This window comes from Gemmatimonadota bacterium (assembly GCA_009692115.1).
In the GTDB taxonomy this organism is placed as follows: domain Bacteria; phylum Gemmatimonadota; class Gemmatimonadetes; order Gemmatimonadales; family GWC2-71-9; genus SHZU01.
The window spans coordinates 86,988-110,102 of sequence record SHZU01000006.1 but is presented as its reverse complement, the minus strand read 5'-3'; the positions used below and the strand labels follow the sequence as shown (position 1 = coordinate 110,102).

16 protein-coding genes are annotated in these 23,115 nt (G+C 65.5%); 7 read left to right on the top strand and 9 right to left on the bottom strand.

What is annotated here, in order from left to right; translation table 11 throughout:
- The first annotated feature begins 12 nt into the window (after positions 1–12).
- Together EXR94_08720 and EXR94_08715 are read left to right on the top strand one after the other, a co-directional pair.
- Positions 13–978 carry a hypothetical protein gene (locus EXR94_08720; protein ID MSR02805.1) on the top strand — a complete coding sequence of 322 codons (966 nt, stop codon included), beginning with the start codon at positions 13–15 and terminating at the stop codon, positions 976–978.
- Between the two features lie 382 nt (positions 979–1,360).
- Positions 1,361–2,830 carry a magnesium chelatase gene (locus EXR94_08715; protein MSR02804.1) on the top strand — a complete coding sequence of 490 codons (1,470 nt, stop codon included), beginning with the start codon at positions 1,361–1,363 and terminating at the stop codon, positions 2,828–2,830.
- Here the strand turns inward: EXR94_08715 and EXR94_08710 are convergent.
- The gene (locus tag EXR94_08710) at positions 2,827–3,486 is read right to left on the bottom strand and encodes a cytidylate kinase-like family protein (protein MSR02803.1); all 660 of its coding nucleotides are present in this window, start codon (positions 3,484–3,486) and stop codon (positions 2,827–2,829) included. The two genes, EXR94_08715 and EXR94_08710, sit on opposite strands and share 4 nt — an antisense overlap.
- Positions 3,483–4,841 (bottom strand): MFS transporter, encoded by a 1,359-nt coding sequence (locus tag EXR94_08705; protein MSR02802.1) that lies wholly within the window; start codon positions 4,839–4,841, stop codon positions 3,483–3,485. Before EXR94_08705 ends, EXR94_08710 begins: the two co-directional genes overlap by 4 nt.
- Between EXR94_08705 and EXR94_08700 the strand changes: the two genes are divergently transcribed.
- A complete protein-coding gene (locus EXR94_08700; GenBank protein ID MSR02801.1) occupies positions 4,831–6,123 on the top strand; it encodes a VWA domain-containing protein in 1,293 nt (430 codons plus the stop codon). The genes EXR94_08705 and EXR94_08700 overlap by 11 nt on opposite strands.
- Positions 6,124–6,195: 72 nt before the next feature.
- Here EXR94_08700 and EXR94_08695 read toward each other — a convergent pair whose 3' ends face one another.
- Both EXR94_08695 and EXR94_08690 read right to left on the bottom strand, forming a co-directional pair.
- Positions 6,196–6,552, bottom strand: coding sequence for a hypothetical protein (locus EXR94_08695; protein MSR02800.1), 357 nt, complete (start codon positions 6,550–6,552; stop codon positions 6,196–6,198).
- Positions 6,553–6,707: 155 nt separating this feature from the next.
- Positions 6,708–7,412: a GntR family transcriptional regulator gene (locus tag EXR94_08690; GenBank protein ID MSR02799.1), complete on the bottom strand. Its 705-nt coding sequence runs from the start codon at positions 7,410–7,412 to the stop codon at positions 6,708–6,710.
- 105 nt (positions 7,413–7,517) lie between these two features.
- Between EXR94_08690 and EXR94_08685 the strand changes: the two genes are divergently transcribed.
- Together EXR94_08685 and EXR94_08680 are read left to right on the top strand one after the other, a co-directional pair.
- Positions 7,518–8,885 carry a lysine 2,3-aminomutase gene (locus EXR94_08685; protein ID MSR02798.1) on the top strand — a complete coding sequence of 456 codons (1,368 nt, stop codon included), beginning with the start codon at positions 7,518–7,520 and terminating at the stop codon, positions 8,883–8,885.
- Between the two features lie 32 nt (positions 8,886–8,917).
- Positions 8,918–10,225, top strand: coding sequence for an acetyl ornithine aminotransferase family protein (locus EXR94_08680; GenBank protein ID MSR02797.1), 1,308 nt, complete (start codon positions 8,918–8,920; stop codon positions 10,223–10,225).
- A gap of 3 nt (positions 10,226–10,228) precedes the next feature.
- Here EXR94_08680 and EXR94_08675 read toward each other — a convergent pair whose 3' ends face one another.
- Complete coding sequence (locus tag EXR94_08675; GenBank protein ID MSR02796.1) at positions 10,229–11,458, bottom strand: peptidase M48; 1,230 nt, start codon at positions 11,456–11,458, stop codon at positions 10,229–10,231.
- 79 nt (positions 11,459–11,537) lie between these two features.
- Here EXR94_08675 and EXR94_08670 point away from each other — a divergent pair, with 79 nt between their 5' ends.
- Complete coding sequence (locus tag EXR94_08670) at positions 11,538–12,317, top strand: hypothetical protein (GenBank protein ID MSR02795.1); 780 nt, start codon at positions 11,538–11,540, stop codon at positions 12,315–12,317.
- 21 nt (positions 12,318–12,338) lie between these two features.
- On the opposite strand, the gene EXR94_08665 is transcribed toward EXR94_08670, so the two are convergent.
- The 3 genes from EXR94_08665 to EXR94_08655 are packed head-to-tail and all read right to left on the bottom strand — an operon-like array spanning position 12,339 to position 17,411.
- Complete coding sequence (locus EXR94_08665; protein MSR02794.1) at positions 12,339–14,315, bottom strand: hypothetical protein; 1,977 nt, start codon at positions 14,313–14,315, stop codon at positions 12,339–12,341.
- Complete coding sequence (locus EXR94_08660; GenBank protein MSR02793.1) at positions 14,312–15,184, bottom strand: SDR family NAD(P)-dependent oxidoreductase; 873 nt, start codon at positions 15,182–15,184, stop codon at positions 14,312–14,314. Before EXR94_08660 ends, EXR94_08665 begins: the two co-directional genes overlap by 4 nt.
- Positions 15,185–15,188: 4 nt before the next feature.
- Positions 15,189–17,411, bottom strand: coding sequence for a hypothetical protein (locus EXR94_08655; GenBank protein ID MSR02792.1), 2,223 nt, complete (start codon positions 17,409–17,411; stop codon positions 15,189–15,191).
- 70 nt (positions 17,412–17,481) lie between these two features.
- Between EXR94_08655 and EXR94_08650 the strand changes: the two genes are divergently transcribed.
- Positions 17,482–18,870: a GntP family permease gene (locus EXR94_08650; protein ID MSR02791.1), complete on the top strand. Its 1,389-nt coding sequence runs from the start codon at positions 17,482–17,484 to the stop codon at positions 18,868–18,870.
- Between the two features lie 172 nt (positions 18,871–19,042).
- On the opposite strand, the gene EXR94_08645 is transcribed toward EXR94_08650, so the two are convergent.
- Positions 19,043–23,038: a hypothetical protein gene (locus EXR94_08645; GenBank protein ID MSR02790.1), complete on the bottom strand. Its 3,996-nt coding sequence runs from the start codon at positions 23,036–23,038 to the stop codon at positions 19,043–19,045.
- Between the last annotated feature and the right edge of the window lie 77 nt (positions 23,039–23,115).

The window sequence follows — 23,115 nt, the reverse complement described above, 5'->3', positions numbered from 1 at the left end:
TATCGTTGAGTTGTGCTGACCATCGCAATTTCCAATACCCGGCTGAGCCAGCTGCAAAGCAGCGCGATCGTCGTCGCAGGTCGGCCGGCCCAATTCGCCGTGACCGGACCCGGCGCGGTGCAATGCGTCCAAGGCATAACCACGAACGACATCGTCAAGCCGGGTCCGAGCAGTTTGGTGTACGGGGCCCTCTTGACCCCCAAAGGCATGATCATCGCCGACTGCTGGGTCCTTCGTCCTGCCGGTGTCACGGACTTGATCCTCGTGGCCGACGGATCGGTCGAATCGCAGTTGGCCGACCTCCTGCGGCGCCAATTCCCGCCCCGGGTGGCCAAGGTCACCAACCGGACCGCGGTGGACCAGTGCCTTTGGGTGGTGGGCCCCCAGGCCCGGGATCTGATCAGCAACCGACTCGGCCACCCGGTCGAACCGGGCCGGGTCTCGACCTGGCCGATCGGCGACGAGACCGTCCAAGTCGCCGCCCCAGGGAGCGACCGAGCTCCGTTCAGCATCCTGATATTGGGCTCGGCCGGTGGGTGTCTGGCCGCGGCGGCGGAGCTCGCGGCCGGCGACGCCGAGCTCGGAACCGAGGACGACCTCGTCGCGGCCCGGGTGCTCGGCGGGTTTCCGGCCCTCGGCGCCGAAATCGACGCCCGAACCATGCCGGCGGAGGTGGACTATGGGGGGATCGGCGGCGTCTCGCATAGCAAGGGATGCTACGTGGGTCAGGAGACGGTGGCCCGTCTCCACTTTCGCGGCCACCCCAATTGGTTGCTCCGGCGGGTTCGTTGGTCACCGGGCACGAATCCGCCCCCATCCGGCGAGCTTCTCGAGGCCGGGAAGGTCGTGGTCCGAATCGGCTCTGTCCTCCAGCTCGAGGATGGGTCGTCCCTCGGGCTGGCCAAAGTCCGGCGCGAAATCGAACCCGGGACCACGATCAACGGCGTGACGATCGAATCGTTACCGGCAGAAAGTTAAAGAGCCCCGAAGCGTTAGCACCGGGGCTCTTTCGGACTGCAACCACCCGAGGCGTTAGTGCGCCTTGGTGGTGTCGACAGCCATCGAGTCAACGGCGGCCGGCGCGGCAGGAGCCGGGGCGGCAACGGCAGCGGTATCAACAGCCGGGGCATCAGCCTTCTTCTCGCCGCAGGCCGACAAGGCCAGCAGGGCAGCAGCAAAGACGTACTTCGACATGGTACTCCTCCGTGAGCGGGGTTTACATTGGTATGGAACCGACAATCCGCGCACAGGACGCGGGGAAACACGACTTGTTAAGATACGAATTGAACAGCCTTTGTCAATCGCGCGCAACGACTTACGTCCGGATTGACCGCGACCCCACCCCGATTACACCGAAAACATGCCGAAGCTATTACTCCCGAGCACCCTCGCCGAGCTGGAATCGAGCCCCTGGAGCGCGATGGGCCGCCGGCACCGATCGGTTCGTGACGAGATTCGGACCAACGTGTTGGCCGCGCTCGAATCCGACCAGCCTCTGTTCCCGGATATCCACGGCTATGACGACACGATCGTGCCGCAAGTCGTCAATGCCTTGCTGGCCCGCCAGGATTTTATTCTTCTCGGGCTTCGCGGGCAGGCCAAGAGCCGGCTGCTCCGAAGCCTGGTTCGGTTCCTCGACGAGCACCTCCCGATCATCGCGGGAAGCGAAGTCAACGACAATCCCTTCGGACCGATTTCGAAGTTCGGCCGGGCCCAGTTGGCCGAGTTGGGCGGCCGGACGCCGATTGGGTGGCTCGACCGCGAGTCGCGATTCGTCGAGAAACTCGCGACGCCCGACGTGACGATCGCCGATCTGATCGGCGACCTCGATCCGATCAAGGCAGCCAAGGGAGGGCACCTGCTGAGTGACGAGCTCACGATGCACTACGGCCTCTTGCCCCGGGCCAACCGGGGAATTTTCGGCATCAATGAGCTCCCCGATTTGGGCGGCAAGATCCAGGTCGGCCTGTTCAACATCATGCAGGAGGGCGACGTCCAGATCAAAGGATATCCGATCCGGCTCCCCCTCGACGTGTTGCTCGTGTTCACCGCCAATCCCGAGGACTACACCGCCCGAGGCAAGATCGTGACCCCGCTCAAGGACCGAATCGGGGCGGAAATCCAAACTCATTACCCTCGCGACGTCGACCTCGGGGTCCGGATTACGGCCCAGGAAGCGTGGGTCGAGCGGGGGGGACCACCGGTTCGGATTCCGGAGTTTGTCCGGGAAGTGATTGAACGGGTGGCCTTCGAAGCCCGCGCCGACCGGCGAGTCGACAAGCGATCCGGGGTGAGCCAGCGTCTCCCGATCGCGCTGCTCGAGACCGCTGTGTCCAATGCCGAACGCCGCGCCATAGCCCACCGCGAACAGCCGGTCGTGCCCCGGATCAGTGATCTCTACGCCGGGCTCCCGGCGGTCACCGGCAAGCTCGAACTCGAGTATGAGGGCGAGCTGCAGGGATCCGAGGCCATCGCCAAGGAGCTGATCCGGAGGGCCTGCAACCGAACCTTCCTGGGCCGGGCCGACAGTATCGAGGCGGAATCAGTGGAGCGGATCGTGACGTGGTTCGACAGCGGGCAGGCCCTCAAGGTCTCCGGCGACGAAGCGAGCGACCTCTGCCTCAAGGCGTTCCGGGTGGTTCCCGGGCTGGTGACCGTGGCGGAGTTGGTGAGCGAAGGCCCGGGCACCGACCCGGGCACCCTGGTTACCGCGTGCGAGTTGGTCTTGGAGGCCCTCGCCGCCCAAAATCGGATCAGCCGGAGCGAGGACTACGGCTGGACGGCGCTCCGGACGCAGCGGCAGGACAAACGCCGGGAGGTCGACGACTAAGGCGCCGGCGGCGGGACTCGGCGCTCCCGGGTTTCGTGGGGCCACAGCGTCTTGGCCCGGCCGACGATCGTGGCCACCGTGTGCGGGATACCTAACGCCGCCGTATTGAGTACCAAGTGGTAGTAGGAGGCGTCGTTCCAGTCCCGTTCGTAATACTGCTCGTGATAGCGCTTCCGGTTCGCGTCGGACGACTCGACCTCGGCCGCGGCCTCATCCGGTCCGATCCCGAGCCTGGCCATGACAGCCTCGACCCGCCAGGCTTTCGGAGCGACGATCTTGAGGTGGATCGCATCGCGATCGCGGCTCAACACCGCCGGGGCCGCGCGGCCCACCAGCACCACCCGCCCCTCCCGCGCAATTTCTTCCACCACCGTCTGGGTCATCTGGACCAAATGCGCTTCTTCCAACTCAGGCACGTGTTCGGCTGCCGGGGTCAGCATTTCCGGCGCGGCCTTGGTGAGCATCCGGATCAGCCGCTCGAGGAACCCCGGCGCCCGCTCTTCACGTTCTCTGACCTCGGCCGGGCTCAGCCCGGTCCGGGCGGCGATCTGGTCGACCAACTCGTTATCCACCACCCGCCACCCGAGCGCCTCGGCCACCTGACGGGCCACCTCGCTCCCACCGGCGCCCAGTTCGCGAGAGATCGTGATGATCACCGCCCACCTCCTTGGCCATCAGGGGAATCGAGGACCGGGTATTCCCCGGTCATCCGCGCGAGCGGCCCGACATCAGGCCGGGGACGAAAGAGCCCATTCCGCCACGCCATGACCAGGGCCGCCACCAAACAGACGGCCCCGCCCAATGCGATCGCGAACGACGGTCCAAACTGCTCGCCGATCCACGACGCCTGCGCGGAACCGAACGGCGCCAGGCCGATGACGATGAAGGAATAAAGGCCGACCACCTGGCCCCGGATGTGATCGGGGGCGCTGGTTTGCAGGATCGTATTCGTCATGATGGCGTTGAGCGCCATGCTCAATCCCGCCACGACGAGTAGGACGACAGCCACCGCGAACACGTGAACCAACCCCAACAGCAGTAAGCTGACGCCGACGGCGATGGCGGCGATGAATGCCACCCGCTCTCGCTGGAACCGCTGGCCGATCGCGGCCAAGGTGAGGGCGCCGAGGGCCGCCCCGATCCCGAACGCCGACATCAACCCGCCGTACCCGCCGACCTCCGCGCCCAGGGCCTTCCGGGCAAAGGCCGGAAGAATCGCGATCAAGGCCGACCCGAACAACGTGAACACGGTGGTGAGTATCACCAGCGCCCGGGGAAGGGGAAGGGCCCGGACGTGATCCCATCCGGCTCGGAGCCCAGCCCGGCGACCGCTCTGGTCGGAGCGAACCTCGCGCGGGTCGATCTTGTAAAGGCCGATCAACACCGCGAAGAAACTGACGGCATTGATGAAGAAGCAGGCCGCCGGCCCGAGGGTGGCGTTCACCACGCCGGCCAGCGCCGGGCCGACGACCCGTGAGAGATTGAACGCCGAGCTGTTGAGGGCAATGGCGCTCATCAGGTTGGACTTCCCGACCATCTCCACGAGGTACGCTTGGCGGATCGGGATCTCGAAGGCGCTGACCACGCCCGTCAACAGCGCCAGCGCGTAGACCCAGGGCACGGTAATCATCCCCGCCCACGCCAAGATCCCGAGGGCCAACGCCTCGACCAGAAAGAAGGTCTGGAGCACCATCAGCCAGAATCGCTTGTCGACCCGATCGGCCACCGCTCCGCCCCAGAGCGTCAACAGCAGGACCGGAAAGGCGCCGAAGAAACTCACCAGGCCGGTCTTCCAGGTCGAGTCGGTCAACTCGAGCACCAGCCAGGACAGGGCCACGCTCTGCATCCACGTCCCGCAGAGCGACACGAATTGCCCCGCAATGAACAACCGGAAATTACGGTGCTGGAGGGCACCGATCGACAGGATTGCCGCGCGGACTTTGGAAAGCACGCGGGAAAGATAGTTGCCCCGGCCGCCCGACCGGACGACCTTACGGATGATGCGATACACGACCTACGGCAAATACACCGCCGAGCTTGGTGATGCCGTCAACCTCCAGGCCTTGTTGGACCAACTCGGCGATTTCCTGCTCCAGTCCGGGTTTGCCGGCGGACCCGAGGAATGGCCTTGGTGGGCCGAACCGCCCCAGGGCGGCGACCGGTCGATGAACTCGCTCAAGGAGGCCATTCTCGAGGCCCTTCTCAAATCCGGCCAACTCACCCAGGACATGGTCAAGTACCTCCGCGGCGAGATCGATCCCGAGTCGCCCGCGGGCCGGCAACTGGACCAGGACTTGTCCCGGATGCTCGACCAGATCGTTCAGCGGCTCATGGACGAAGGGTACCTCAAGGCAAAAGAGCCCCCCCAGGTTCCCGCCGGCTACTCGGCGGTGGTCGGTCCCGGGGGCCAAGCCCGGGCGGCGGCGGAGCAGGTTCAGTTTGATCTGACCGGGAAAGGACTCGACTTCCTGGGCTACCGAACTCTCAAGAACCTCCTCGGCACCGTTGGGAAGGCGAGCCTGGGTACTCACGACACCCCGTTCCTCTCGACCGGAGTCGAGGCGGAGTCATCGTCAAAACCTTACGAATTCGGGGACGTCCTCAACCTCGACGTGCCCGGCACGCTGGGGAGGGCGATTGCCCGCGGCGGACTGACGTTGCCATTGGATCTCGAGTACGACGACCTGCTGGTCCAACAGTCGGAATACCGCTCCTCGGCCGCGACGGTCTTGATGCTCGACTGCTCGCACTCGATGATCCTCTATGGAGAGGACCGCTTTACCCCGGCCAAGAAGGTGGCGTTGGCGCTGACGCACCTGATCCGGACCCAGTACCCCGGCGATTCCTTGAAGGTGGTGTTGTTCCATGACCGGGCCGAGGAAATTCCACTGGCCACCCTCACCGGCGCCCAGGTCGGCCCGTATCACACCAACACAGCCGAAGGGCTCAAGCTCGCCCGGCGGCTGCTGATGGGGCAGAAGAAAGACATGCGGCAGATCATCATGATTACCGACGGCAAGCCATCGGCCATGACGATGCCGTCCGGCGAGGTCTACGTCAACTCGATGGGGCTCGACCCCGCCATCCTGAAAGCCACGTTTCATGAGGTGGCCGCCTGCCGCCGAAGCGGCATCGTCATCAACACCTTCATGCTCGCCCGAGACCGGGCCTTGGTCGAGTTCGTCAAAGCGATCGGCGAGATCTGCCGCGGGAAGGCCTACTTCACCAATACCATGACGTTAGGCCAGTTCATCCTGATGGATTTCATGCGGCGGCGGACCACCCGGCAGTAGCGGCGGAAGCGGCTAGACCAGGACTTCGACCATGATGGGCGGCAACGCAACCTGCTCGCTGCCGGCCCATAGTTACGGATCGTGGCCTTCGGCGGGCGAGCCCTCGACGGAAAAGGGATCCCGGACCTTCAAGTCGAGATCATCGTCACAACTCACCACGATCACCACCGCGCCCGTCGTTTGCCGGGCGCCCGCCACCTGAATCACCTTCCGGTCGGGGGTGTTGTCGGCCGATGCCAGCCGGACCCACGGCGGAATAACCCGGCCGGCGACCAGACCAAACACCTTGCCGGGGGCCGCCAAGACAATTTCGACGCGCTCGGAAAGGCGGGCCTCGCGAAGCCACGCTGCAGCTTTATGCACTTCATCGGTCGTGGTGGCCGCGAGCACATAGCTCAACTCGGGTTTTCGATCGCTGGCAGTTGCCATTCAGGACGGTGCCGTTTGAGGAGTCGGCATCGAGAGAGGCAAGTGAGATGCCGGGCCTCTTTGGAGGAGCGACCTGAGCGTCATGTTGCGTCGTCCCAACGGAATAGCCAGGGGTGCCTAACGACTCGGCCCCGGAGCCGGTCCCGGACGGGGCGTCAGGCTCCGGGCAAACTGCTCGGAGCCGCGGCTTCCAGGCGAACCATTTCGGCAATCAGGCGACGCGAGGCGCCGGCCAGGTGACCCTGAAGACACCGGCCGGCCCCGCCCACATCTCCTTGCGCAACGGCCCCGAGGAGGGCGCGATGTTCCTGCTCGAACTCCGAGCGGTGACGCAGCATCAAGCCATGGGACAGCCAATACCGGTCGACCCGTCTGAGGAGCCCGGCGATCAGTTCGTGAAGCCGGGGCCGACCCTCCAAGGCATAGATCAACTCGTGGAATTCGACGTCGAGGGAGCCCCATCGGGCTGGGTCATCGGTTCGCTCCGACTCGGCCAGAATCCGGACCGCCCGCTTCAATTTCTCGGGGGCGATGTCCGCACAGGCCTGGGTGATGGCAGCGGTCTCGAGAATGGCCCGGATCTCGTAAATCTCCCGAATTTCCTCGGGGGTCAGCGCCGCCACCGAGGCCCCGCGATTCTGCTGGTACGTGACCAGGCCCTCGGACTGGAGCTGCCGAAGGGCCTCGCGAACCGGAATGTGGCTGACGTCGAGTTGCGCCGCGATCTCGTCTTGGGGGAGCGGCTCGTTGCCGCGCAGGTGGCCTGCCGTGATCGCTTCCCGCAGCACGGAGGCCACCAACTCATGGGTAGCCTGCTTTCGAACCCGCGGCATCCGGGTGAGCACCCCCGCGAGATCCACAGCGCTTACCTCCACCAGTTTGAGGGGAATCCTTCAGGTTGCTCGATAATATATAATATATTATCTTGGTTCCCGTCAAGCTGTACTTCCGTCCGCGAGGCCTAAATGCACCCGACCCAAGCGCCACTGAAGACCGGCCAACCGATTCCGTACCCGCCGCCCCAACAGTACGTGGAGCCGGATTGGACTCGAATTCCCGGCTATCACGGCGTGTCGACGGCGGACTGGGAGAATGCGACCTGGCAGCGGAAGCACTCGGTCAAGAATCTTCGGGAATTGAAGAGCACCTTGGGCGACCTGTTGCCCCAAAGCCTGATGGACAGCATTGCCCAGGATCAGGAGCAACGGGCCACGATGTCGATGTTGCTGCCTCCGCACATGCTCAGTACAATGAACATGGCCGACCTCTGGAACGACCCGGTGCGGCGGTACATGCTCCCGGCCCTGAACGACCGGCTGACCGAGTGGGCCAACCATCCGAAGGCCTCGCGCGACAGTCTTCACGAGCATGACATGTGGGTCGTCGAGGGGCTGACCCACCGGTATCCGACCAAGGTCCTGGCCGAGTTGCTGACGACCTGCCCGCAGTATTGCGGGCATTGCACCCGGATGGACCTCGTCGGCAACGATGTGCCGCAAGTCGCCAAGCTCAAGTTCCAGATTCCGCAGAAGGACCGCCATCAGCAGATGCTGGACTATCTCCGGAAGACGGCCACGGTCCGCGACGTGGTCGTTTCCGGCGGCGACATTGCCAATTTGCACATCACCCAGCTCGAGCCGTTCGTCTCCGCCCTGCTCGACATTCCGAACATTCGCGACATCCGGCTCGCCTCGAAGGGCTTGATCGGGTTGCCGCAGCACTACCTCCAGGACAACGTCCTCGAAGGACTCGAGCGGCTAGCGAAGAAGGCGTTCGATCGCGGCGTCGATCTGGCCCTGCACACCCACGCCAACGCCGCCCAGCAGGTTACCCCGCTCGTCGGGCGCGCCACCAAGCGGCTCCTCGAGATCGGCTTCCGTGACGTGCGCAATCAGGGGGTCTTGCTCCAGGGCGTCAACGCCACCAGCCAAGATCTGCTGGACCTCTGTTTCATGTTGCTCGACCACGCCAAGATCCTGCCGTACTACTTCTATATGTGCGACATGATCCCGAACTCCGAGCACTGGCGGACGTCGATCGCAGAAGCGCAACAGCTTCAGCACGACATCATGGGGTACCTCCCCGGGTTCGCGACTCCCAGGATCGTTTGTGACGTGCCGTTCGTCGGGAAGCGGTGGATCCACCAACTGGCCGAGTACGACCGGGAAAAGGGGATCTCGTACTGGACCAAGAATTATCTCACCAGCATCGAATGGGGCAACGCCGAGGCCCTCGGTCAGCGCCATGAATACTACGATCCGATTCACACCCTGCCGCCCGAAGGCCAGCAGTGGTGGCGGGACCAGGCCGCCGCGCAGACGGCGGCGTCTTAACAACTCAGGACCTTTTCATTGTGGCGGGCCCCATGACCAATCGCGACTACCCCCGAATGTTAACCACCCCTCCCGGCCCCAAGGGCCGGGCGATCATCGATCGTGATGCCGCCTGGACGTCGACCTCGTATATCAAGGAATATCCGCTCGTGATCGCCGGAGGCCGGGGCGCCATGGTCGAGGACGTCGACGGCAACCGGTACATCGATTATATGGCGGGGATCGCGGTCACCTCGACGGGCTACAATCACCCGGCCGTAGTCGCCGCCATCAAGGACCAAGCCGAGAAATTCCTTCACATTTGCGGCACCGATTTCTATTTCGAGGGATTTGCGAAGCTGGCCGAGCGCCTGGCGCAACTGGCGCCGGGGCCGAGCCGGAAGCGGACCTTCTTGTCGAATTCGGGCACCGAGGCCATTGAAGGAGCCATCAAGCTGGCTCGCTACCACACCCGTAGGACGGCCTTGATTTCGTTTCAGGGGTCGTTCCACGGGCGGAGCTGCGGCGCGCTCAGCCTAACGTCGAGCAAGGTCAAGCAGCACAAGCACTTCGGACCGCTGTTGCCGGAAGTGTACCACATACCCTACCCCAACCCGTACCGGAACCCGAACGCCGTCGAACGGTCGCTGGCGGCTTTGCACGACTTGTTCCTTCGCCAGGTAAGCCCAGACGACGTCGCGGCCATTTTCGTCGAGCCGATTCAGGGCGAGGGCGGCTATGTGATCCCGCCGGTCGGGTTTCTCAACGCCCTCCGCGATCTCTGCGATCAGTATGGGATCTTGCTAGTGGCCGACGAAGTCCAAAGCGGCGTTGGCCGGACCGGGAAGATGTGGGCCTGCGATTGGGACAACGTCGAGCCGGACATCATCGTGACCGCGAAGGGCCTGGGGAGCGGGATGCCGATCGGCGCCTTTATCGCCAAGGAGTCCGTCATGACCTGGGAGCCGGGATCCCACGGCTCCACGTTCGGGGGAAATCCGGTGTGCTGCGCGGCGGCATTGGCAACGCTCGACATCGTCGAGCAATCGCTGCCCCACATCCAGGCGATGGGCGACCGGATGATCGGCCAGGCCAGGCGGATACAGGAGCACTATGGCGTGATCGGCGACGTCCGGGGACGCGGCCTGATGCTCGGGATCGAGTTTGTGAAAGACCGGAGCACGAAAGAACCCGCTCCGGAGCTGATCGACCGGCTCACCGACCGGGCCTTCAAGAAGGGTCTGCTGCTCCTCGGCTGCGGCCAGAGCACTTTCCGCCTGGCTCCGCCCCTGATCCTCGACGAATATGACGTCGACACCGGGATGGGGATCCTGGAGGAGTGCCTCCGGGAAGAGGACTAACCGCTACTGGACCCGGCGGGCCCAGGTGCCCGCCTTGAGCAAGTCGGTGACCCCATCGACCCCGTTCAGGAACGCCACCGTCGGCGCCGGCACCACACTTGGGTTCTGGCGGTTGAACTCATCCACACTCAGGTCTCTGGAGAGCCGGACCAACTTGAATCGCATCGGCTGCTTGGCGAGTGCGGCTGGGTCCGTGAGCCGGTTGAAGCTCTGATTCATCTGGGCAAACACGCCCCGGTAGGCGGCGATGCCGGCCTGCTTCGTGTAGCCAAGCAGTTGGTAGGTGCTTCCCCCATACGAGACGAACGCGATCCGGGCGGCCACCACCTGGCTGTCCTGCGTGGTGGCCTGGAAGTCCGCCGCAGCGGCGACCATTCCATTCACGGCAGCGGTGGTCTGATTGGCCGACTGGATCCCCGGTTGGCTGAGAAACTTGGCCAGGGATTGGGACGGCGCCTCCTTGCCGGGAATACTCAGCGCGAACATGGCATCCTCTGCGGCACTGACCCCGACGACCGCCGTCGGTTGATTCTGGGTCTTCCAGCCGGCGGGAAAGTCGACCCGGAACGCCAAATCGGGGTGGTTGAAGCGCTGCTGGTCGAAGTACCCCTGACGCGGGTTTTCGCCGAAGACCATCCCGTCCAAGTTCCGGACGAAAAGATCCCGATTGAGCTTGGCCCGGCTCAGATCAACAGTGATTTGGGCCAGCCGCTGTTCGGTTTTGACGATCCGGTTCTCGGGGTCGGGGTGGGTGGCAAGCCACTGCGGCAACCGCCCGGCACTGGCACCTCCACTGACCCGGCCTAGCATCTCGAACATGCCCTTCATGGCGCGGACGTCGTAGCCCTCGTTGAGGGAGTACCGAAAGCCCAGGTCATCCGCTTGGGTCTCGGCATCCCGGCCGAACTTGAGGAACATGATCCCGAGGCCCTGGCTCGCCACCCCCGCGACGGCCGCCACCTCGCTGCTCAGAATGCTGCCGACCCCGAGCAGGCCCTGCGCCAATTGCGCTCGCGAAATCTGCTGGACCGAGTGCTTGGCGGTGACATGACCGATTTCGTGTCCGATGACCGACGCCAGCTCGGCTTCGTTCTGGATGTAACTCAGAATGCCGCGGGTGACGAAGATCGATCCGCCCGGCAGCGCGAAGGCGTTGACGGCCGGATCGTCGACGACGTCGAAGGACCAGGGGAGGTTGGGCCGCTCGGACGCCTTGGCCAGCCGAAGCCCGATCGCGCGGACATACTATTGGAGCGCTGAATCCGGCACCAAGCCCATGGACTGACGCACCTCGGCTGCGGCCTGCTGGCCCATGGCGATTTCCTGGCTCTCGGAGACGAGGGATAACTCACGTCGGCCGGTCGCCGGGTTCGGGGCGCACCCAACCGCCACGGCCAGCGCCGCGCCCACCATCGCCACGTTCATCGAGGCCAACTCCATGCGATCCCTCCGCGGTGGATGCCCTGCAGGATGCCTCCAAGATAGCCACGCCAAACCGGCTCTGGCGGCTGGCCCCGTTTATGCTTCGAACCTCCCGATACCGAGGAACCCGATGCGTTCGACCCGACTAGCCCTTACCGCTCTGCTCGGCCTCTTGAGCCTTCGCCCCGCCGTGGCCCAGGACAGCGCCATCACGGTTTTCGTTATTCGCCATGCGGAAAAGGGGCCCGGAACACCCGACCCGTCGTTGACTGACGCGGGCAACGTTCGGGCCCGCGCCCTCGCACACACCCTCCGGGACCAGAAGGTCTCGGCCATTTTCAGTTCCGAGTTCAAGCGGACCCAGGAAACCGCTGCGCCCCTCGGCCAGGAACTCAGCCTCGTGACGACCGTCCTCGGCGCCGCCAAAACCGACGAACTGATCGCGGCGCTCAAAGCGTTGCCGCCCGGCAGCAAGGCCCTCGTGGTCAGTCACAGTAACGTGGTGCCGATGATCGTCGAGAAGCTTTCGGGCGAATTCGTGGGAGAGTTGACCGACGCCGACTACGATCGACTGTACATTGTGACCCTCAAGCCGAACGCCGCCGCGACCGTTCTGTACCTTCATTACGGGGCACCCTCACCGCGTGGAAGCGGCCCGATGCGGCCGTAGCGGCGCCGCCGAATCGCGCCCTCAGGGCGGCACCAAGTCCAGGAAAGTCTGGATCGTTCCGACCGCGACGAGGCCGCCCGAGGGGCCGGGGCTCAGGGCTACGAGAAACGCCGGCGACGTAGTCGAAACCGGTTTCCACATGGCACCGTTGAATCGAAGGGCAATGCCTTCCTGGCCCACTGCATAGACCGCGGCGGGCCCGGTTCCAGAAACCGCCCGAAGCTCTTTGTCGGTGCCCGTTTCGAGCCGGTACCAGCGCCGGCCGTCATAGCGAATCGCCACCCCGCCCTCGCCGACGGCAATCAGGTTGTCTCGGGCCGTGCCCCAGACGCCGCGGAGCCGCTCTGACACGGGGCTTTCCATCGTGACCCAGCCTCGGCCCTCGAACTGGAGGATCATGCCGCTATCGCCCACCGCAAAAACATCCCGGCTCCCGACGCCGAACACATGCCGGAGAAAGCGGGTGGTCGGTGCGGGCATGACCTGCCACTGCCCGCCGGTGCGGCGGAGAATCGTCCCCCGGTCGCCGACGACGAAGATGGCATTCCGGTCGGTCGGATCGGCCCAGATCGAGCGGAGCAGCACCGTTGACGGGGTGGCTTCGATCTCCCAGGTGGCGCCATCCGCCGAGCGGAGTACGGTGCCGGTGTCTCCCACGACGTAGAGGTACCCGTCAGCCCCGCGCGCCACGCCGTAGAGATCGCGCCGCACCGGCACCGGCACCGGCGTGACCACGCCCCCGCGCCGACGGAGCACCGTGCTTCCCAATCCGACCGCGTAGAGCGCGCCGTCGGAACCGAGCGCCGAAGCGAACAGGGTCGCGGAGGTGAGCCGTCTGATCCAGCCCTGGCGGCCCCGCTCGATGACCGTACCAGACCACCCGACGATCCGGGCCGTGCCGGCGGGGTCGAAATGGACCGCGCGGAGGTTCTCGTACGAGGCGGTTTGGGGCGCCTGGGTCCAGGCGGTCCCGTTGTAGCTCACCACCGCCCCGCCGTTCCCGACCAAGATGATGTTGTTCCGCGAGGTGCCGGCGATGGCGAAGAAATCGGCCTGGCTCGGGATCACGATCGGGCTCCACCGAATACCGTCGTAGTGGAGCAGGGTGCCCCGAATCCCCACGGCGTAGACGTCATCAGGGGCGAAGCCCAGCAGGCCGAACAGGATGTACTGGGTCGGAGTCTGCATCGGCCGCCATCGGAGGCCGTCCCATTGGAGAATCACACCGTTCTGGCCCGAGCTGAACAGCTGATTCGGCCGAGTCCCCCAGACCGACCAGAGTTCCGAACCCGAGGCACCGGGCATCGACCGCCAGGCCGTCCCGTCAAAGGCGAATGCCGCGTTCGCGCCGACGATGTAGACGTGGTCGCGATCGAGGCCCCAGACTTCGAGCAACGCGTCGACTGTCGGGAGGTTGATCTGCTCCCAGCGGACGCCGTCGTAGTGGACCACCGCGCCCCGAGCCCCGACGGCGTAGACGTCCTGTTCGCTGGTGCCCCAGACGGCAGTGAGATCGGCCTTGACCTTGGAGTCCATCGGCCGCCACGTCTGACCGCCATCGCGGGAGAGCAGAATCGTCCCGCCCCCGCCAACCGCGAACACCGTCCGGGTATCGGCCGACCAAACGCCTAACAAACTGACCTCGGTTAGCCCCTGATCGAGCCCGCCCTGTTGGAGCGACGGCACCGGCGGCAGGACCAGAACCCGCGCCCGGGTCTTGCCCGTCGGTACGAACACCTCGAGGTCGACGGCGCCGGGCGACACCGCGGTGGCCGTGGCCCCGGCCAGGGAGACGACGCCCGAGCGAGAGGGCCGGAGCGAGAACGGTCCGTCGGGAACCGTCCGGTAGGTCAGGGCCGACCCGGTTTCGAGCCATGCGGTGGCCGGCACGATCCGACCGGCCGAACCCGGCAGGGCCCCCACACCGGTCGGCTCCTGATCGAGACATCCGGCGAGGACGACGGTCAGGACCAGCAGCGGCCGCCAGCGGCTGGTCACGACAGTCCGTCCTCCATCCGCTGAATGGCCCGAAGTACCAGTCTGTCCACCAGACGATTCGGCAGAAACCGAGCGATGAAGGCCCGGATCTTCGCGTCGGTGCCGACGAGGTAGCGGGTCTTCGGTGTGGTCGCCTCGAGGGCATCAACGACGGCATCGGCCACCAGTTCGACCGGGACGCCCCGGTCATTGAGGTGGGCGAGGACCTTGCCGAACACCTTGAGTTTGGCGCCGTATCGTTCGAGCGCCACCTTCGGCAACGTTCGCTCGGCGTCACCCAAAGCCTCCACGCCCTTGTCCCAAATCGGGGTCTTGACCGCGCCCGGCTCGATGACCGAGGCGTGAATCCCGGCTTCGCCCAATTCGAGGCGAAGGCCATCGGTCAGCGCCTCGACCGCGTGTTTCGACATCCCATACGGCACCACCATCGGCGACACGGCCTTGCCGGCGATCGAGCCGATGTTGATCACCCGGCCGCGGGCGGTCCGGAGCATCGGGAGGCACGCCTGGGTCACCGCCAGCAACCCGAACACGTTCACTTCGAAGATCTGGCGCACCGTATCGACCGGCACGAACTCGATCGGTCCCCCGCCGGCGACCCCGGCATTGTTGACGAGACCGGCCAATCCTCGAGGGCCGACCGCCAGGGCGATCTGAGCGGCCGCCGCAGCGATCTCGAGCGGCTTGGTGACATCCAGCTGAACCGGGACCAGACGGGCCGAGGCAGCGGCCTGAAGCCGAACCCCATCCTCGGGCTTTCGGACCCCGGCAAAGACGGAATACCCGAGGCGGTCGAGGCGGACGGCGCAGGCCTGGCCGATTCCAGTCGAGGCGCCGGTGACGAGGACGTGGGAACGGTTCACGGCCACCTCGTCAGAAGGCCAACATGTGGGTGGCTTTGACAATCAGGCTTCGGCCCGGCACAAGGTCGGGCTGCATCGGATCGTTGATCCGTTGTTCATTCAGTACCACGTAGAGGTCGCTGAGCGGATGGTGAATCAAGTTGAACCGGACGTTGGCGTTAAACGTGTGGCGGCCCGGATCGTACTGGGCCATGGCGTCGAGAAACATGGTGGTACTGAAACTGTAATTGCCCCGGGCGGTAACCAAGGTGCTGGTAAAATGGGCCCCGGCCGGGGCATTGAGATCAGCCGACGTCCGCTGGAGGCCGGCGGAAAAGCGAAACCGGTAATTCGGCCGGATCGTGAGGGTGCCATTGACCGTTCGCTGGGTGCCGCTCCAGAGTCCGCCGACGATGAACCGGCTCGACAGACTCAATGCCCGACTAGGATCGGTGCTCACGAAGAGCTGTTTTTCCGTCCAGGCATAGCGGCCGGCCGGGATCGGCGCGATGTCCGGACTGATCTTGAATGGCGACATGATCTCCTGCAGGGCGGGATTCCACGACAGTTCGGCGAAGGCCCCGTTACTGAAGAAAAACGTATTGCCGGTGTGGAGTTTCTTCGCGATGAGCCGGCCCGAGAGATTGGTATAGAAGTCCCAGACGATATGCGGGTGGGCTTCTCGGACGCCGCGGCGCTTGAGCCAGGCCGGGCGGGGCCGAAGCCCGATATCGAAGAGATACTTCCGGACCCCGGTCCGCCGGTAATAGCCGAGGTCGTCCTGGAATCCATCACCGACTTGAAGCACGCCGCCTTTGGCGTGCACGAAGTTTCCCTCATAGTTGACCGAAGTCCGGGCCGCATATTGACCCTCGGTCTTGCCCGGGGTGGCGCTCCCGATCAGGTAGGAATTCCAGTCGACCTTGCCGAAGAATCGGATGTTCCCGTCCACGCCGTAGACCCGGTTGTAGTCCCGGGAGGTATCGGTCGCCTGGCGGTTCATGAACAGGATCCCGAAATCGGATCCCTTGAGGACATTCTTGCGGAGCCGAAAGACCGCGTAGTTGGTTGCCCGCGATCCCGCGGAGGCGCGCGTCTGCATCGAGACGGCGCCGAGGGAAAAGCCGCCCAGCTTTCCGGTCAGGCGGAGGCCGGCGGGGATCGGAACCTCCCGCCCGGTTTTGTCGAGCCCGATTCGCCGGCTGAAAAAGAGCAGTAGATCCTCATCGGGCGCCGGGCTGAGAACCACGCGATTGTTGCGGGCGGCGTCGCCGACGTAGAAAATTCCGGAATTCTCAAGGAAGAACTCGCGTTTTTCCGGGAAGAACTGGCTGAACTGGGTCAGGTTGACCTGTTGCTCGTCGGCTTCGACCTGGGCAAAATCGGGATTGACCGTGGCGTCGAGGGTCAGACCTGATCCGACACCGACCTTCACATCCGCGCCAGCATCGAACTGTTCCGCAAACGACCCGCCGCCGACCTCTCTGACCGCCCGACCCAGCAGGTACGGTTTGATCCGGAGGTTCTTTCCGGCCCCGTCGATCGCGAGGCCGGCCAGATCGCCGGCCAACGACACCCGGGCCAGGTTGTATGACCGCGGGATCGGCGCCCAGAACGAAATTTCGTTTCGCCGGCGAATCCGGCGGGAGAAATTGATCCCCCACGAGTGACCGGCGGCCGGATCAAACCGGAGCGACCGAAGCGGGATGGCCATCTCAACTATCCACCCGTCCTCGGTGACCCGGGTCTTGACGGACCAGACCGCGTCCCAGCTGGTATTGACCTCTCGCCCTTCATTGGCCACCTGCCGGTCGGCTTTGGCGCTCGCGATGTTGGTGATGAAGACGTAGCCGTTCCGCCGGTCGCCGAAGGTGTCGAGGAGCACTTCGAAATCGTCTTGGTCCTCTTCCTTGAAATCTTTCTTGATATCGTTGACGATCAACCGGCCCGGCTCCCGGTCGTGGAGATAGGCGGCAATGAAGATCGTCCGGCCGTCGGACGCCACCCGGACCTCCGTAGCCTCGGACGCCGGCTGGCCTTCGGCGGGCTCGCTTTGGACGAAGCCGGTAGCCGGTTTGGCGCGGAGCCAGACCTCGTCGTCGAGGACCCCATCAAGCCGGATCGGCGTCGTAACGGCCTCGACGACCAACCGGGGCCGGAGGGTATCTGGGGTAGCGGCCAGGTCTACCGCCGCCAGAGCAGTCACAAAAAAGAGTACCAACGGTCGCGTCCAGGATTCGGGTCGGGGATGGATTCGCCTGGGGCAAACTTAGCCGCCCCCGAACCCTCTTGCTCTTTTCGCGGCCCGGGGACATTCTCAGTCCATGATCGGTGTCATCGGCATTCTCGTTTCGCTGGCGCTGCTGATGTACCTCGCCTACCGGGGAATCAACGTGCTGGTGCTGGCCCCCGTCCTGGCGCTGCTCGCCGCGCTGCTCGGCGGTGAGCCTCGGCTGCTCGCGACCTACACCCAGGTCTTCATGACCAGCCTCGGTGGTTTCCTGGTCAAGTATTTTCCCCTGTTCTTGCTCGGCGCCATCTTCGGGCGGCTGATGAGCGACTCGGGCTCGGCCTCGACCATTGCCCGGTGGATCGTGGCCCGATTGGGCGCCAAGCGGGCTCCGTTGGCCATCGTGCTCTCCTGCGCGATCCTGACGTACGGCGGGGTATCCGTGTTCGTGGTTGCGTTTGCGGCCTACCCGGTCGCGGTGGCTTTGTTCCGCGCCGCCGGCGCACCCAAACGGCTGATTCCCGGTGCCATCATCCTAGGCTCGGCGACCTTCACGATGAGCGCACTCCCGGGAACCCCGGCGATCCAGAACGCCATCCCGATGCCGTACTTCGGCACCGATCCGTTTGCGGCGCCGGGCATCGGGATGCTCGCCGCGCTCGTCATGGCGGCCTTTGGGATGCTCTGGATCAACCACCGGAGCCGGTCGGCCGGTTTGGCCGCCGAGGGGTACGGCGATCACCCGCTCGAGGGTCAGGACGCCGGTCCGACGGTGCCTGAACCCGGACTCGCGATGGCGTTGCTCCCGATCCTCCTGGTCATCGGCGTCAATCTGGCCGTCACGAAGTGGGTCATCCCGGCCATGGACGTGTCGTACTTGGCCGACAAGAAGTACGGCGGGGTGACCTTGAACGACGTGCGCGGCATTTGGTCACTGATCGTGGCCTTGGGCGTGGCCGTGGTCGCGGCCATCGTGCTGCACTGGCGGCGGTGGTCGGACCTGTTGAGTACGGTCAATCAGGGGACGATGTCCTCCCTGCTCCCAATCTTCAACACCGCCTCGGAAGTCGGCTACGGATCAGTCATCGCCTCCCTGGCGGCGTTCGCCGCCATCAAAGCCTTGTTGATCGGGATCACCCCCGGCAACCCGCTCATTTCCGAGGCCATCGCCATCAACGTCATGGCCGGCATCACCGGCTCGGCATCGGGCGGCATGAGCATCGCGCTCGGCATGTTAGGCAAGACCTACCTCGAAATGGGCACCGCCGCCGGGATCAGTCCGGAGTTACTCCACCGGGTGGCGGCCATCGCCTCAGGGGGCCTCGATTCGCTGCCCCACAATGGCGCGATCATTACCCTGCTCGGCATCTGCCGGCTCACCCATCGCGAGTCGTACCTCGACATCTTCATGGTCAGCGTCGTCGGGCCGCTGGTGGCCTTGGTGGCCGTGCTGATTCTCGGATCGACCCTCGGAGCCTTCTGACATGACCACCCACACCCGCCGCCAGTTCCTGGCCCAGACCGGCTCCTGCACCGCTCACCTGGCGGCCGCGGCGGCGGGCTAGGCCGTTCCTCGCCTCGCTCGGGGAGTGGACGCTCTTCACCAAGCAGTTCATCGGGGTCGCGTTCATCGCGTGGTACCGCGAACTCGGCGGTTAGGGCAGCGACACCCGGTGGACCGTCGACCGAACGCCGTCGGTGAAGGTCACGTCAAACTGCCGGCTTTTGGTCCAGATCGTCGTCGCGCCGCCGCGGGCGAACGACAGGATCTCGCCGGTGGCGGCATCCCGCACCATCGCCATTGGATAGGTCGCCACATCCCACGTGATCGTGGCCTGCGCCGCCGCGGGTGAGGTGATAGCGGCCCCGGGATTCCGCAGGAAGAGCCGGCCCCCGGCCTGAACGATGGCCTGGGGCGAGAGCCGGTTGACCGGCCCCGCCGGCGTGACCAAGCGGAGTTGGGCCAGCCCGTCATCCTGAGCCTGGTCGAGCGGGATGACCGCCACGAAGTGCTCCTCATGCTCCATGTTGATCGTCATGGTATGCTCGAGCTGAACCGGATGGGAGAACAGCATCCGGCCGTTGGCCGCTAAGCCCTCGACCCGATAGCCGCTCGAGCCCGCTGCCGGCATCGCGGCCGGCGGCGCTACTCGGAAGGCCGGTTCGAGCACGACACCGAGCGGACCGATTCGGCCCCAGACCAGCAGGCCGCTCACCGCACTCGACGGCGCGGGCGGCGCGTTGTTCGGCCCGGCTTGCCGGTAGGTGATCAATCCGGACCAGGTATAGTCGCTCACCCAATTCGGGCTGCAGTACCCCATGAAGTCGAAGTTGGTCGTCGGCGCCTTGACGGCCAGGGTCGTCAAATCCAATCCGTAGGTTCCGACGATGCCACCGGCGTAGGGATAGGCCGGATCAGGCCTGCCGGCTCCACCGCAGGGCGAATGCCACCGGCCCATGTTGTGCCCGAGTTCGTGGGCCATGATCTCAGATCCGCTCGGCAGGGCGTCCCAGCCTAACGCCGTCTGGATTCCGCCGCCGACATATCCAATGCCGGCCACGCCGCCGCCGTAACTGGTCTTGACGACACCGTAGTAGTACCGGCTGCTCGCGTCCGCACTCCGAAGCGCCGCCACCTCGCTCAAGATCGTCCCCCACGCTCCGTTGCCGTTCCCGGACTGCAGCACCGGCGCGCTGGTCGTGTAGACGGCCCGGACGTCGGCGCTGTAGGCCGCGACCGGAACCAGCTTGAGCGGATCGACCAAGAACGTGGCGGCGTTGCCGACGGTGACGTTGCCTTGGAGGCTGTTCACCGACTGAAGCACGGGAACGAACCGGACATTCCAGGTCGGGACCGTCCGGACATCGAGCACAAACGGCGTCCCGGTCACCGGGAACGTGTTGTCCGCATCGCTCGACTCCACCACGGCATTGGTCGGATCGACGTCGGCCAAGATCCGGAGATTGGCTTGCACGGTCGCGGCCGGGATCAGGAGATTCCAGGAGCTCGAGAAGGTTCCTTCCGTGATCGTGGTCGGGACGCTCGCGGCGGACGCGATGACGGTCGAGGTTTGGATCAGTGAGGGGCCTGAATACAGCCGGACCCGGACCGTCGGCGTTGCGGTATTGGCTTGATTCGCCTTGACGAACACCCGGAGGTACGCATCGCGTCCGGCAATGACCGGAGTCGATCCGTCGTACTTGGCGGCGGCCTGGGTGAGATACATGCCGTCGATGACCAGGTTGAGCGGGACCGGAGCCCCAATGGTGTACGTGACGGTCGCCGAGGCCGTGGCCCCGCCGGTCACGGTCGCCGACTGAGAAGTCGGAGCCGGCGTATAGGAGGTCCCGCCGGAGGAGGTGTTCCCGGCGGCGATCGTGTACGACCAGGCCGCGAGGCTCGTCAACGTGGTCGTAGCGGTAACGGACTGGTTGTAGCCACCTGGGCCGGTCACGGTGATGGCAGCGATCGCTCCGCCCGGCAAACCGACTACGGTCACGGCGAGCGAGCCGGTGGCGGTGTGGGCCACCGACTTGGTGGTGGTGGCCCCGGCGGTTACGGTGGCACTCTGCGAGGCCGGGGCGGCGAGGTAAGTGGTACCGCCAACCAGGACGTTGGCAGCAGCGATGGTGTAGGAGCCGGCCGTCAAACCGGTCAGGGACTGAGTCGCCGTTAGCGCCCGGTTGAATCCGCCCGGACCGGTCACCGTCACGGCGGCCGGATTGCCGCCCGGCAGACCGGTGATCGTCACGGTGAGCGTGCCGGTCGCCGTGTAGGTCACGGTGGCCGGCGTCGTTCCCCCCACGGTAACGGACGCCGATTGCGAGGCCGGACCGGCTAGGTACACGATCCCGCCCGACGTCACATTGGTCGCGGCGATGGTGTAGGAACCCGCGGTCAGGCCGGTGAGGGTCTTGGTGGCGGTCAGGCTCTGGTTGAATCCGCCGGGCCCGGTCACGGTGAGCGCCGCTAACGCCCCGCCCGGAAGGCCAGTGATCGTCACTGCCAAGTTGCCCGAGTTCCCCGCGTAGTTCACCGTCGCGGTCACCGTCGCGCCGGCCATGACGACGGCACTCTGGCTCGTGGGCGACGGGTTGTAGGTCGTGCCTCCGGAACTGACTGATGCAGCAGCCACAGTGTAGGTCCCCGGGACCAACCCAGCCAGCGTGGTGCCGGCGGTCACGCTCTGGTTGAAGCTACCGGGCCCAGTCACCGTGACGGCGGCCGGCGCCCCGCCCCGCAATCCATTGACCCCAATGGCGAGGCTCCCGGTCGTGGCTGCGTACGTTACCGTCGCGTTGGTCGTGGCATTGATCGAGACCACGGCGGCTTGGCTCGCCGGCGTGGCCCCATAGGTGTAGCCGCCCGCCACTAGTCCGGCGGCGCCGATGACATAGCTGCCGGGGGCCAACCCGGACAGCGTCGTCGTGACGGTCAGGTTCTGGGAAAATCCGTTGGGTCCGTTCACCGACACCGCGGCCACCGAGCCAGACGGGACCCCCGCGATGGTGACCCGAAGGCTGCCGACGCCTAACGAGTATGCCACCGAGCGGACCACCGGCTGTTTCCCGGCGGTGACCGCAACGGTCTGACTCACGGGCTGCCCCTGATATGACGACGCACCGACGGCGACCGGAGCGGCCGCGAGGGTGTAGGTACCAGGGGCCAGTCCCCGGAGGGTTCGATCAGCGTTGACTTGGTCCGAGAACCCGCCGGGGCCGGTCACGGTCACATTGCCGAGGACCCCGCTCGGCAGCCCAGTCAGATTGACCGTCAGGGCTCCCGTCTTGATCTGATAGGTGGCGACCGCACTCAGCGCGACGGGCGTCGGCGTCACCTGGACGGTCGAGGGAACGATGTCGGCCTCGTAGAGGTCGCCGTCGCTGTTGATGACGGCGCCATGGAGCGAATAGGGTCCGGGCAAGAGCCCCTTCAGCAGCTGGGGTCCGGTGGCCGCAAGCGAGAACCCGCTCGGGCCGTCGAGCGCGATCATCGGGGTGGCCCCTGCGGGGACGCCGGTGATGGACAGGTCGAGCCGGCCCGAGGCCAACTGGTATTGCACCGAGGCCGGCGAAGGCGTAGTGCCCGGTGTCACCAACACGGCGCTGGAATCGACCGGTGACTCGTAGCGGTCACCGGCGAACGTGACCGGCCTCGGCCGGACCACATAGGTGCCATTCGGGAGACCCTTCACGGTATCGGCCCCCGTCACGGTCCGGCTGAATCCGGTGGGGCCCGTCACGAGGACATCGGCCGTTCCGGCGGCCACGCCATCGATCGACAACAGCAACCGGCCGGTTAGGATCGCATAGGTGGCGCCCACCGGCGCGGTGGCGGAGGAACGTACGACGACGTCTTGCGTCACCGGCGCGACCGCATAACCATCGCCGTCGACCACCACGTCGGCCGCGGCCAACGTGTAGGTGCCCGGCGGGAGGTTGGCGATCGGCCCCGACTCGGTAATCGATCGGCTGTAGCCCGCCGGCCCCGACAGGACCAGGGCAGCCGGCGCCCCGCTCGGAAGCCCGGCCACCGAGACCAACGCCGACCCTGGCTTCGGCGGTTCCTGGTCGAGCCCGGCGGTGCCGGTGCCCTTGCATCCGGCGAGGGCCACCAAGCCGAGGCCCAAGCCGGTTCGGGCAACCCGCAAGAGTGACCGCCCGATCCCACCGATGCAGCGGACTGCAGTCGGCCGCCCAAATCGCGGCGGGACAACGGCATGCAGAT

Bases quoted from the DNA above. Each gene is read 5' to 3' on its own strand.
- EXR94_08715 (MSR02804.1), top strand. From the start codon at position 1,361: ATGCCGAAGCTATTACTCCCGAGCACCCTCGCCGAGCTGGAATCGAGC.
- EXR94_08700 (MSR02801.1), top strand. From the start codon at position 4,831: ATGCGATACACGACCTACGGCAAATACACCGCCGAGCTTGGTGATGCC.
- EXR94_08695 (MSR02800.1), bottom strand. From the start codon at position 6,552: ATGGCAACTGCCAGCGATCGAAAACCCGAGTTGAGCTATGTGCTCGCG.
- EXR94_08685 (MSR02798.1), top strand. From the start codon at position 7,518: ATGCACCCGACCCAAGCGCCACTGAAGACCGGCCAACCGATTCCGTAC.
- EXR94_08680 (MSR02797.1), top strand. From the start codon at position 8,918: ATGACCAATCGCGACTACCCCCGAATGTTAACCACCCCTCCCGGCCCC.
- EXR94_08670 (MSR02795.1), top strand. From the start codon at position 11,538: ATGGCGATTTCCTGGCTCTCGGAGACGAGGGATAACTCACGTCGGCCG.
- EXR94_08650 (MSR02791.1), top strand. From the start codon at position 17,482: ATGATCGGTGTCATCGGCATTCTCGTTTCGCTGGCGCTGCTGATGTAC.